General features: G+C 63.3%; 9 protein-coding genes and 1 pseudogene. 2 read left to right on the top strand and 8 right to left on the bottom strand.

The window, feature by feature from the left end:
* Positions 1–42 precede the first annotated feature (42 nt).
* Positions 43–321 (top strand): annotated as a pseudogene (locus tag M1D99_RS29150) (LysR substrate-binding domain-containing protein); the annotation flags it as partial.
* Positions 322–330: 9 nt separating this feature from the next.
* On the opposite strand, the gene M1D99_RS29155 reads toward M1D99_RS29150, so the two are convergent.
* From M1D99_RS29155 to M1D99_RS29165, 3 genes are all read right to left on the bottom strand, one after another.
* A complete protein-coding gene (locus M1D99_RS29155) occupies positions 331–1,644 on the bottom strand; it encodes an MFS transporter (RefSeq protein WP_458131197.1) in 1,314 nt (437 codons plus the stop codon).
* A gap of 38 nt (positions 1,645–1,682) precedes the next feature.
* Positions 1,683–1,856, bottom strand: a complete 174-nt coding sequence (locus tag M1D99_RS29160; RefSeq protein ID WP_186709969.1) for a hypothetical protein — start codon at positions 1,854–1,856, stop codon at positions 1,683–1,685.
* A 154-nt stretch (positions 1,857–2,010) separates the two neighbouring features.
* Complete coding sequence (locus M1D99_RS29165; protein ID WP_186730674.1) at positions 2,011–2,571, bottom strand: YbhB/YbcL family Raf kinase inhibitor-like protein; 561 nt, start codon at positions 2,569–2,571, stop codon at positions 2,011–2,013.
* Positions 2,572–2,710: 139 nt separating this feature from the next.
* On the opposite strand from M1D99_RS29165, the gene M1D99_RS29170 reads away from it, so the two are divergent.
* Entirely contained in the window at positions 2,711–4,243 is a 1,533-nt protein-coding gene (locus tag M1D99_RS29170) for an FAD-dependent oxidoreductase (protein WP_186709967.1), read from the top strand.
* Positions 4,244–4,448: 205 nt separating this feature from the next.
* Here the strand turns inward: M1D99_RS29170 and pgaD are convergent, their stop codons facing one another.
* From pgaD to M1D99_RS29195, 5 genes are all read right to left on the bottom strand, one after another.
* Positions 4,449–4,955 carry a poly-beta-1,6-N-acetyl-D-glucosamine biosynthesis protein PgaD gene (gene pgaD, locus M1D99_RS29175; RefSeq protein WP_434573199.1) on the bottom strand — a complete coding sequence of 169 codons (507 nt, stop codon included), beginning with the start codon at positions 4,953–4,955 and terminating at the stop codon, positions 4,449–4,451.
* Positions 4,952–6,307 carry a poly-beta-1,6-N-acetyl-D-glucosamine synthase gene (pgaC, locus tag M1D99_RS29180; RefSeq protein WP_434573201.1) on the bottom strand — a complete coding sequence of 452 codons (1,356 nt, stop codon included), beginning with the start codon at positions 6,305–6,307 and terminating at the stop codon, positions 4,952–4,954. The genes pgaD and pgaC overlap by 4 nt, the downstream gene beginning before the upstream one ends.
* A 1-nt stretch (position 6,308) precedes the next feature.
* Positions 6,309–8,306 carry a poly-beta-1,6-N-acetyl-D-glucosamine N-deacetylase PgaB gene (pgaB, locus tag M1D99_RS29185; protein WP_186710845.1) on the bottom strand — a complete coding sequence of 666 codons (1,998 nt, stop codon included), beginning with the start codon at positions 8,304–8,306 and terminating at the stop codon, positions 6,309–6,311.
* 12 nt (positions 8,307–8,318) lie between these two features.
* Entirely contained in the window at positions 8,319–10,799 is a 2,481-nt protein-coding gene (gene pgaA / locus M1D99_RS29190; RefSeq protein ID WP_458131198.1) for a poly-beta-1,6 N-acetyl-D-glucosamine export porin PgaA, read from the bottom strand.
* 245 nt (positions 10,800–11,044) lie between these two features.
* Complete coding sequence (locus M1D99_RS29195; RefSeq protein WP_458131199.1) at positions 11,045–12,553, bottom strand: YdgA family protein; 1,509 nt, start codon at positions 12,551–12,553, stop codon at positions 11,045–11,047.
* Between the last annotated feature and the right edge of the window lie 15 nt (positions 12,554–12,568).

Raw genomic sequence — 12,568 nt, forward strand, 5'->3', positions numbered from 1 at the left:
TGCGATTCTGGTGTTCGTGCGGCTGGTAGCGATTTCCCTCGGCGACAGCCCGACCAGGATGGCCGACAGCACAGCGTAACGATCAAGGGCAACGTCCCCTGCAACAGCAGCGAGGCGATCCGGGAAATGGTGCTGTCGGGGCTGGGCGTTTCGCTGTCACCGCAGTGGTTGTTCGCGGCCGATGTTCGCCAGGGCACCGTCTGCACCGTGCTTGCCGATTACCGGCCACTGGCGCTGCCCATCAGCACCGTGTTCAGTCAAGACCGACGTCGCTCGGCACGGACTCGGGCCTTTGTGGATTTTTTGCGCGAGCGTCTTTGAACAGCCGGATCAGGATTCACAGGCCAATGACGGCTGCGCAGCCTTCCCATGCCGCCCGGGAAAATACGCCGCCGCAGCCACGCCCACCGCGCCCATCACCACGCAATACCCCACGCACACCCACGGGCTCCACGGCACCAGGGCAATCAGCATCAACGGGGTCATGCTCGCCCACAGGGCATAGGCGATGTTGTAGGTGAGCGAGATGCCGGACACGCGGATCTTCGGCGGAAACAGGCTGACCATCACCGATGGCACCGCGCCGACCACGCCACAGCCCAGGCCGGCCACGGCGTAGGCCAGGCCCAGCCAGGCGCTGCCGCTGATCAGGCTGGCGTAGAGCACGGCGATGCCCAGGGGCAGCAGCAGGCTGTAGAGCATGACGGTGCGCCAGGCGCCGATGCGGTCGACGATCAGGCCGGCGAGGACGCAGCCGATGTTCAGGAAGACGATGCCCAGGCTGCTCAGGGCGAAGGTGTGGCTTGGGGTCATGCCGAAGCTTTTTTGCATCACGGTCGGGGTGATGACCACGAACACCACCACGGCCGAGGTCAGCACGCAGGTCAGGATGGCGGCGGGCAGCAAGGCCTGGCGGTGGTCGCGCAGGACCGTGCGCAACGGCAGTTCCGCAGCGCCTTCGCGATTGGCTTGCAGGGCCACGAAGATCGGCGTTTCGCTCAACCAACGGCGCAACCAGACGCCGATCACCCCGAAGACGCCCCCCAGCAGGAACGGCAGACGCCAGGCGTAATCGAGAATCTCCGCCGGCGTGTAGATCCGCGCCAGCGCCGTTGCGGTCAAGGCACCCAGCAAGTAGCCGAAGGTCAGGCCGGCCTGGAGGAAACCCAGGGCATAGCCGCGATGATGCAACGGCGCATGTTCGGCCACGAACACCCAGGCGCTGGGCACCTCGCCGCCCACCGCCGCGCCCTGCAAAATACGCAGCGCCAGCAACAGCAACGGAGCGAAATAACCGATTTGCGCGTAGGTCGGCATCACCCCGATGAGCAGGCACGGCAAGGCCATCATCAGGATGCTCAGGCTGAACACGCGCTTGCGCCCCAGGCGATCGGCAAAGTGCGCCATGAGGATGCCGCCCAGGGGCCGGGCCAGGTAACCGGTGGCGAAAATCCCGAAGCTTTGCAGCAAGCGCAGCCAATCGGGCATTTCCGGCGGGAAGAACAACTGGCTGAGGGTCAGGGCGAAAAAGACGAAGATGATGAAATCGTAGATTTCCAGCGCGCCGCCCAAGGCGGCCAGGCCCAGGGTTTTGTAATCGGAGCGGCTGAATCGATCACCGGTTAGAACAGTGGCAGCAGTCATAGGCAGATTTGAACAAGTCGGTTGAAAGAGGCGACGGCTCAGTCGTCGCGATCATTGTCCACCGGTTCAACCGGTGGCTGGCCTGGCTCGGCGTCTTCGGCCTCGTCGACAGGCAGGAAATCCTTGCGGCTCTGGGCAATGGCCCGGCGTATTTCGTCGCCCTTGGTGGGGCAGTTCAAGAGGCGGGCGATGCCGTCGGGTTTCTGCGTCATCGCCATCCTCCGGCATGAGTGAACAGGGGCTCGATAGTGCTCGTTTTTGGCGCGCGATGCCAATGTTGTGTCGGGGCATCAGCGCCTCTGTGGGGGGCTGCTTCAGCCCAGCGGGAGCAAGCTCCCTCGCCACAGGGGTTTTGTGCTGTTCGAGTCAGCGGTGGTAGCGGCGCACGACGCTGCTGTTGCGCAGGACGTGGCCTTTGATTTTTTCCATCAGTTGGGCCCGTGTGAGGCCGGCGGGCAAGGCTTCCGGCGGCAGGTCGAGGGCGAAGAGCTGGATCAGGTAATGGTGAGCGCTGTCGCCGATAGGCGGGCATGGGCCGATGTAGCCGTGGGTGTTCTTGCTGTTGATACCGCTCATGCCTTCCAACGAGGACTTGGTTCCGGCGCCCGTCGGAATCTGCCGCGTGGAGGCCTTGATGCCGTAGTGGATCCAGTGGTCGACACCCTGGCCCCGTTGGCCGTCCGGGTCCAACATGACAATGGCGTAGCTGAGGGTGCCTGGCGGGCCGGCGTTCCAGCTCAGCGCCGGGGAAATGTTCTTGCCACCGCAGGTGTTGGCGTCACTGGCCTGCGCGGCAGTGAAGAGACGGTCGTCCGACACGCCGGGAATACTGAGGGTAAAACGCTCCTCGGCCTGGGCAGCCCCTTGTGCGCACAGCACCAGGGCGACGGCCGCCAGCCAAGGGGTGAGAATCTTCAATCGGGTCATACCGGGGCACCTTGTGCGTGTCAGGCCATGGACGGCTTGCGAACTATAGCCGCAGCTTCGCCAAGGGTGCAGTGACAATTGCGCTGAACCTCGTTCCGGCCCTGCGACTCCAACGGGAAACGCCAGCCGGAGAACGATCATGTCTCTGCATCAAGTCGCCCGTTTTGCCGACGTTCGCGAAGACCGCGGCCTCGAAGTCAAGATCAACGACACCCCTATCCTGCTGCTGCGTGCAGGCGATCAGGTGCGCGCCTTCCAAGGCAAATGCCCCCATGCCGGCGCCCCTCTGGCCAAGGGCGCGGTGTGTCATGGACGGCTGATATGCCCATGGCACAAGGCGGCGTTCCGGGCTGAAGACGGCGCCCTGTGCGAGCCGCCGGCCCTCGACAGCCTGACGCGCTATCACGTCGAGGTGCGGGACGGTGACGTCTGGGTCGATGACCAGCCACTGCCGGCCGATAAAGTCCCGCCGGCCGATGACGCGCGCACGTTCGTCATTATCGGTGCCGGTGCGGCCGGCACGGCTTGCGCGGCGGCGTTGCGGGAGAGGGGCTTTGGCGGACGCATCCTGATGATCGACCGCGAAGCCGAAGCCGGCTACGACCGCACGGTGCTGAGCAAATATGTGTTGGCCGGCGACATGGCGGTCAACGAGACGGCGCCGCTGCGCGATGAAACTTACTTCACCCAGCAACGCATCGAAAGGCTCCATGGCGAGGCCACCCATTTGGACCCTGGTGCCCGGCAAATCCACCTCGCCGATGGCCGGCGCCTGGACTACGACGCCGCGCTCATCGCCACGGGCGGGGAGCCGAAGACGCTAGCGTTGCCTGGCATCGATTTGCCGCAGGTCTTCGTGCTGCGTTCCATCGCCCACGCCCGCCAGATTCTCGACGCGGTCCGGCCAGGGCAACGGACGGTGGTCATCGGCGACAGTTTCATTGCCCTGGAAGTCGCTTCGTCCCTGCGCAAGCGCGAGCTGAGCGTCACTGTCCTGGCCCGGCACCCGGTGCCGTTCGCCGCGCAGTTGGGGGAAAGCGTCGGCCAGGCCATCCTTGCCCGGCATCGGGCCAACGGCGTGGTGTACCACACCGACGGCGAAGCGGCGCGGATCGAGGGCTCGCACAAGGTCGAAGCCGTGGTGCTGGATAACGGCCAGCGTTTTGCCGCGGACCTGGTGGTCATCGGCGTCGGCGTGCGCCCGGCCACCGAGCCGTTTGCACAGCTGCCACGGGAACAGGACGAGTCGCTGTCGGTTGACGCGGGCATGCGTGTGGCGGATGGCGTATGGGCCGTGGGTGATATCGCGACCTTCCCCCTGAACGGCGCGCCTGTGCGCATCGAACATTGGCGCCTGGCCCAGCAACAGGCGCGCATCGCCGCCGCAAATATGCTCGGGGGCGACGAGCACTATCTGGACGTGCCGTTTTTCTGGACGTATCACTTTGGCAAACGCTACGACTACCTCGGTCACGCCGAGCATTGGGACGAAGTGGAATTCAAGGGTACGCCCGAGCATCCGCCCTTTATCGCCTTGCTGGGCAAGAACGGCCTAGTCGCCGCCGCCGTGGCCTGCGATGAAGGCCGGGCGATGGCGGCGCTGGCCCAGCGCATGAAACAACCGTTGCCGGTGGACGAGGCGTGGCGGCTGATCCGGGATTTTTCGTCCTAGCCCCAAATCCCCCGTGGGGGCGGGCTTGCTCGCGAAAGCGGTGTGTCAGCCGGCATCAATATTGACTGACACGCAGCATTCGCGAGCAAGCCCGCTCCCACAGTTTTGTTCTGTGTGGACCGAACTATCCGCCACAACCCCAAGCCCCTGTGGGAGCGAGCTTGCTCCGGGCGGCGATCCGACGAAAGCGTCGGCACAGCTTGCATCAATGCACGGACTGATCCGCCGGTAAGTGAATCACCCGTGGCCGCTCCAACGGCGCCAGGGGCGGAGGTTGCAACTCCGGACTGAGCAGATGGAAATGCGGCACGATGTGGCTGATGTCGCCTTCCTGGTTGTTGTGGATGATCTTCGAGCCAGGCTGGCGCAAGGTGTCCAGACGCTCGTCGGTCAACTTGAAACTGGCGCTCAAGCCTTGGTCATCCACCGCCGGCACCGGCAGTCGACGCTGGGCGAAGCTGCGGCTTTTGCGCTGTTGATAACGCGCCCAGGTAATCAACAGCACCGCGTTGACCAACGCAATCCAACCATAGACCTGCAAGGTCGCCAGGGTGTCGAACAGCGACCCGCCCAGGCGCGGACCTGCCTGGCTGTCGAGCAGCGGCCATAGCCCATTGACCAGCAAATACAAAAGCCCCACCCACGCCAGCACGGTGAAAAACGCATCGATGACCACCAGAAAAGGCCGTTGCCGGGTCCTGATAATTTTCATCGGATCACTTCCTCTTCCTGATCGTCGAACGGTTTGATGCCGCGATCCGGACTGATCCAGCGCGCACGCTTCTGATGCTGCCCGAACAGCACTTTGGGAAAGCTCACCAAGGTGGTGAACAGGCTGATCAGCCAGAACACCAACGGGTACCAGACCACCCAGAACATGATGTGCCACAGGCCTTTTTCGTAGCGCCGGTCGATCAGGATGCTCACCGCGAATTGCAGCAGGCACACCACCGCCAGCAACAGGCCGGTGAACGCCGGCGGCATCAGGTGATCCACAGCAATGGCGGCTGGCATCTCGACGAATTTACCGACGCCCCAGAAGATCACCGACAGCAGGAAGGTGAACGCCCAACCGGTGGACAGGCAGTATTCGAACAGCAACGGCCACAGGTAGCGGTGGCGGTATTGCCAGATGCCACGGATGTTCTTGAACAGCACCTCGGCGCCGCCCTGGGCCCAGCGTAGCCGTTGCCGCCAAAGGCCGCGCAGGGTTTCAGGCATGAGAATCCAGCACAGCGCACGGGGCTCGTAGAAGATGCTCCAGTGATCCAACTGCAGCTTCCAACTGATGTCGATGTCTTCGGTGATCATGTCCGGGCTCCAGTAGCCCACCCGGTGCAGGGCCGTGCGACGGAACGCGACGATCACGCCGGACACGGTGAAGATTCGCCCGAAGACCCGCTGGGTGCGCTTGATCAGGCCGATGATCGAGGAAAACTCACCGACCTGGACCCGACCGATCAACGTTGACCGGGTGCGGATGCGCGGGTTGCCCGTCACCGCGCCGAGGCGGGCGTTGTCCAGCATCGGCGCCACCAGGTAGGCACAGGTGTTCGGCGCCAGCAGCGCATCACCGTCGATGCACACCAGGTATTCGCTGCGCGCCGCGATGGCCCCCATGCGCAGGGCCACAGCCTTGCCCTGGTTTTCCGCCAGGTGCAGGACGCGCAGGCGCGGGTCTTCGGCCGCCAGTTGATCGAGCATCTGGGCGGTATTGTCTTTGGAGCCGTCGTTGATGGCGATGACTTCGATGTTCGGATAATGCTGGCCCAGCGCCGCGTGAATGGTGTCGGCGACGTTGTCGCCTTCGTTGAAGCACGGGATCAGGATGCTGATCAGCGGCTCGCCTGCCAGGGCCGGTGGCAAGGTGTCGTCCTTCCAAGGCCAGTGGCGCTCCCAGTGCAGCCAGAAATACAGGCCGCCGGCGATCCACAGCCCGGACATGAACAGCGGGTAAAAGAACACGAAGTCCATCAGGAATTGCCCGGTGACCAGGAAGATCAGGCCCAGGGGCACCCCAAGGACGATCGCCAGCACCAGCAGGGCGAGCAGTCTGTCGAGCATGTCAAGGATTCCACTTGTTGGAGAGCGCCGGCCGCACGGTTTTCACCGCCGGCTGGTCTTCGATGAAGTTGTCCGGGTAGTAGCCGAAACTGGTCACGCCTTTGCGCTTGAGACGTCCCATCCAGTCGGCCAGTTGTTTGCCGTCGATGTCGCTGGCCGGCTTGCTATGCCAGTCACGGGCCTGCAATTCGAACACCGTGCGCTTGAGCGCGCCGGGACGAGCCTTGACGGTGTCCACCAGGCGCTCGAGCCAGGGGCCGGATTGTTCGGGGGTCTGCTTTTCCATCAGTGGCATGGCCATCGGTGCCGTCCAGTCGTAGGCGCCGAGGAAGTCGTCGAGGTTTTGGGCGAACCAGGCTTCGCTTTCCGGATTGAGCATCGGTTCGGCAAAGATGTTGCGCGCCGTCAGGATCTGCGGGCCGCGAATCGCCCGCACCTTGGCGGTCAGCTCATGGGTGAAGTCGATCAGGTAGCGGCTCTTGAAGCGGGTCCAGCGCTGCATCGCCGCAGGATCGTCCCGCAGGGCGGCGATGGACGTCGGCAAGCCGTGGGCGGCATAGACTTTCAGGGCCGCGGGGCTGGCATCCTCGAAATCGGAGAACACCGCGTCGTCATGGTACAGAACGCCATCCAACGAACTCATCCGCGCCAGGTCCTGGTAAATTTCGCCGATGATCTGGCGCACCTTCGGATCAAATGGCGACAGGCGCACGTATTGGTCCGGGGCGACGCCGATCTTGCCGGTTTCCGGGTCCCAGCGCTGGACCCGTGGCAGTTTCGCGTCCAGGGCGAAACTGAGCACCGGCATCCAGGCATAAACGTTGGCATTGGCCCGGGTACGCAACTGCCAGGCAACCCGGTCAAACAGGTCAGCGCGTACCGGCAGGTGACGGTTGGGGAAGTACAACGAATGCACGAGGCCGTCGCCTTTCGGATCGGCGAAGGCTTGGAGAAATACGGTATTGGCGCCCAGGTCGGAAATGCGCTGGACGAGCTTGCCGACGTTGGCTTCCTGCTGCACCGGGTCCGCGTCATAGACGTAATCCAGGTCGACATGCACCACGCGCATCGGGTCCATCGTCTGCACGGACACGATGCTTTCGGCGAAATGAGCGCCATCGGGATCGGACGCCACCAGGAAGCGTGGGCCGCTCATCAGGTTATCCAGGCTGTCGAGGCCGTCCTCCAAGGTCAGGGCCATTTGATAACCCTCGCTGCCAATCACCTGCAACGCCGTGCCGTCGGCTTCACCGTAAGGCCAGACCCAGACGCGCGGGCTGTAGCCGGCGACCTTGCGGATCTTCTCGGATATGGCCGCCACGTCCTTGCGCAGGCGGGCCTGGAAATCGGCCTCGGTCTCATAACGACCGGTGGCAGGGTCGTACCGCCGGGTGGTCGCGGCGGGTTGCTGGTTACCTTGCGGGTTGGCGAGGATGCCCTTGTGATTGGCGTCGGTATGGGCGGCGATTTCCACCAGGCCCGATTTGGACACCTCGCGGATCTGCTCCCAGGTCAGGAACTCGGAACGCTTGCGCGGCACTCCGGCGAAATCCACGGTTTGGTTCAGCGGCGTATCCACCCAACTGCCGACCGGGGCGAGAATCGCCGGCCAGTTATAGGCACGCAGGATAGGCATGACACGGGTATAGAAGCTCGAATAGCCATCGTCGAAACTCAGCAGCACCGCACGCGGCGGCAGTTCCGGGCCGCCATTGCGGGCGGTGATGATCTGGTCCACCGTGACCGGCTGGTAGTTGTTTTCTCGCAGCCACGCCAGCTGTTCGATCAAGCGCTCAGTGCGCACGGCCACCAGCGCCTGGTCCGGGTCTCGGTCGTCGACATCGTGGTAGGCGATGCCAAGCACATGGTTCTTCGGCCACGGGGCGTCATTGGCCGCCAGCGGACGCTGCGAAGGTGGCGCGAAGGCCGGGGCTTGCTGGGCACAAGCGCTGATCAGCAAGGCCCCCAGCAGAAGGATGAATCGCGAAATGACAGGCATCTTCAAACTCTTCTAGAAGCGATAGGTGAGGTCGACAAGCAGGCGCAGATCGCTTTCACGATCGCCGTCGTAGGGGCGGTTGAGCCAGCTCAGCGCGGCACCGGCTTCCAGTACGTCGTTCCAGATGAAACGCTGACCGTAGCTGAGCAATCCCATGGCCCCCGTGCCGTAGTCGCGCTGGCTGTAGGTACCCGCGCCGGCCTGGAACTGCTGGCTCCACGTGGTTTCGTAGCGGCGGTACAACACGTGGTTGGCGCTCACGGTCGGCATGACGCTGAAATCCGATTTCGGATTGAAATACGGCACTTCGTTGGAGTCGCTGTTGCGGCTGGCGCCCACTTCCAGGCCCAGTTCCACCTGCAGGCGCGGCGCGCTGTAGATGCCCTCGCGCCCCGTCAGCATGGCTTCGAGGCGATTGTTGCCGTCGCTGAAATGGGACGGGCTGACAGCCAGCCGCCACTCACGGCTTTCATGGGCACGCCACCGGACGAAGCCGCTCCCGCCATTGGCGCGAATACCGCTGTTGAGGGCCCGCAGCGGGGTATTGGCCGAGAGATAATCCAAACTGCCGCCGTACTGCCAGTGATCGTCGATGTCCCGAGCCACCGCCACGCGCGCGCCCTGTTTGTCACCGGAACCATAAGAGTGATTGGACACCTCGGCCTCCAGCGTCATGTCGCGGGTGCGACGTTCCACACCCAGGCGCTGCCAACGGTGATGGCCGGTGCCTTCCTCGAAATCACCGGTGGCGTAGCCGGCACCGCCGAACAACCGCCAGTCTTCATCGATGGGTGGGCTGTAGAGCAGCGTTTCGATGCCAAAGTCCCGGCTGCCAGTGACTGCACCGGCGTCACCGCTACCACCGCCATAGCTCTTGCCGGTATAGGCCTCGATGCGCAGCTCGGCCATGTCGTGGACCTGACGCTGGCGTTGCAGGCGTTTGACGTGGGCATTTTCCGGGTAGCGGGCGACCACGTCGTCGGTCAGCGCATCCATCTGCCGCCATTCCTGCAAATCCATGGCGGCACGCGCCTGGGCGACTTCCAGATCACGGTTGCGCGGGATCGTCGCCTCGACTTCCTTGAGCAGGCTTTCCGAACGGCGCGGCCAGTCACGGGCCTGGTACAGATCGGCCCGGGCCAGGCGCATCCCGGTGTTGCCGGGGCCTTGGCTGACCAGGGTTTCCAGGCGGGCTTCGGCGGAAGGCAGGTCGGCGCCGTAGGTGCCGGCCTGGGCAGCGAGTTGCTGGGCGTCCATCCATTCATCGTTGGGGTTGCCGATCGGCAGCCCCTTGAGCTCGACGCGTGGACGCTGGGCTTTCGCCATGTCTTCGGCCAGGGCACGGGCCTCTTCGGACTTTTCACTTTCCAACAACGCGTAGTAGAGCGCGGTGCTGTCTTCAAAGCGCTCCGCAGGATCGGCATCCGGCGCGATCAGGACCCGGCGATACAGGTCGACGGCGATCTCCGGCTCTCGCTGTTCCAGATAGGAAGAAGCCACCCAGCGCAGGGCGTAGGTAGGAATACTCACACCCTCGGCGAGCAACTTTTGATACTCGGTAATCACTTCGGCCCGACGGGCACGGGCATTGAGGGCGCCCATGCGATCGATGCGCCAACGGAGCACGTCGTCTTTGGCTTCGGCTACCGGAGTCCATGTGGCGAGCAACTTGTCGTAGTCGGCCAGGGCGCGGTCGGCAATGACGAAGCGCTCCTGTTCGCTGCGGCTGGCCATGTCCGCCAGGCGCACCCGTTCGGCCGCGACGTCACCCTCCAGGCGCCGCTGCACGCCACGGTCGATCAACCCCGGCTGCAGACGCGCCAGGCGCAGCGCCGGCTCCGGCAGCCGCGCGCGTTGCAGGGCGTAGATGTATTCGCGTGCCACCTCTGGGCTGTTGCCGGCGCGGGTGAAGGCTTGGTCGTATTCAAACAGCGCTTCGTGGGGGCTGTCGGCGCGGGTCAAGGCATAACCCAAGGCCAGCCGACGCATCGGATCTGTCGGCTTGGCAGCCACCAGGGCCTTGGCGCGCGTGACAGCTTCGTCGGGCCGGCCTGCATCGGCCTGGGTCAACGCCAGGCCGAGTTGCAAATCAGGATTCTGAGGGTCGATCACCAAGGCCTGGCGGTACAGCTCGGCCGCCGAATCCCAGCGCTTGAGGTTGCGATAGGCACGGGCCGTTGCAGTCAACGCCTGGACGGGCAGCGTTCGATAACGGCCCTGGGCCTCATAGACGTTCACCACCTCGGCGTCGAGACCGGCCCAACTGGCGATTTGCAGGTGGTCACTGATCTGCGCGGCGCTGGCCCGGTCGGCCGGCACCTGGCGCAGCGCGGTCAGCGCAGGCGTGTAATGGCCCGCACGGGCATCGAGCACCATTTGGTCATAGGCGGTATCGGCAAGCACCAGCATCGGCCAGCACAATTGGCTGCACAGCGCGACGCGAAACAACGGGCGCAAACCACGATGAATAAAAGGACCCACAGTACGCGGCATTCGTCAGCATCCTTACATGGCCAGCCGGGTCGCAGTGCCCCCTTGCCCATCAAACAGGAAGCCGGATCAAGGAATCCAGCCAAGCTCTAATGGGCCTAGTCTTGCACCCTCGGACGGGGCATATTCAGGAACGCCACAATTCTTCAGAATCGATACAGATTTCGGCGCAGGGCAGATCGGTGGGCATAAAAAAACCCGGCCCATGCGTCATGCACGGGCCGGGCTTGGGGTATTGCTCGAACGCGTTACTGGACGGCGACGCCACCACCACCCAGCTTGCTCATCACAAATGCCGTGAATTGCTCAACGGTCATTTTCTGGCCGTTGAAGTCGACCTGATTGTTGGCATAGTGCAGCTTGGTGACCACATCGTTGCCTTCAAGGGTCGCCAGCTGAGTACCCACTGCCATCGCACTGAACATGTCGCTGGTGGCGGTGGCTTGATCGGCGATCAGCTTGGCATCCGTCTGGCCTTCCATCTGTGCCTGCACGGTCATCAGGTCCACCAGCATCGGCTTGGAAACCTTGAGATTGAAATCCAGCAGGGCGAGCAACTGACGGCCCAATTCATCTGGTGGCAAGTCCATGGACTGCGGCTTGGCCAGATCAACGATCAGGCTGGCACGGCTTTCACCGTTGGCGGTGTTGAACGACAGGTTTTCCAAGGCCACTTGCGGAGCACCGGCCAGGAGTTTTTCCAGGTCGGCCTTGACCTGGGCTTCCTCGGCTTCGGTCAGGCTCAACTCTGGCGCTGGCTCACCGGCCGCCGCAGCCTCGGCAGCGGCTTTTTCATAGGGTTGCAGCTTGGTCTGGTAAATCTGCATCAGCGACATGGTGGCCGGGATGTCCAGGTTCTTCAGGCTGACCGCCATCTGCGCCGAACCAATGGTCTTGTCGTTGAACGACAACTCACCGATCTTGTAATCGGCACGCCCCGAAGCGCTGGTGCCGTTCTCGCTGCTGCTGTTCTTCATTTCGAAGTTCTTCAGGCCCAGCACTGACTTCGGCTCGCCAAAGGTGGCCTTGGTGCTGCTCATCAGCAGGGTGTTGTCACCCATGTAGTAACCGTAGGTGCTTTTGCTCAGGTTACTGGCCAATGTCAGGCCGTTCAGATCGACCTGCACTGGTGTCTGGTCTTCGGCGACGGTGGTCAACTTGAAGCTGTCCATGTAGCCGTCAGCCTTGACCTTCTGTCCCTGGGCGCTGGCGGCCACGTCGATCTTCAGGCCGGAGAAGGTGAGCTGGGACTGCTCATCCAGCTTCGTCTCCAATGGCAGCAGCTCATAGGTGCCGTTGATGGACTCGTCGTAACCCAGGTTGACCACACCTTTGAGCGGGGACTGGTCCTTGGTGGCAGCGAACCACTTGTCTGTCAGTGGATTGCGCTCGAGAGCGGTGTGACTGGTGGCCATGACCGGCAGCCACTTGAGCGTAATCAAACGCGAGAATGGTAGTGGGCCGTGCTCGATCCGGTCGACGAAGAGCAGCTCGACCGACTCGCCGCCGAATATCTCGCCTTCGCCTTTGAGGCGGTAGTGGGCGGTGCTGCTGAATGTGCCACGGTCCATGGAAACCAGCTCCAGGGCGGCAGTGCTGTTGGATCCGGACAAGGCTGTCTGCATCTGCTTATTGCTATCGGCAATAGCATTTTTCAACACGCCTTCGAGTTTGGTTCCGGTGTACCAGGCGCCACCTGCGCTGATAGCTCCGACAGCCACAACGATTCCCAGAAGTACGCTTGCTGATTTATTCATGAGTGACCCGATCGA

The sequence above is a fragment of the Pseudomonas sp. R3-41 genome, assembly GCF_054161485.1.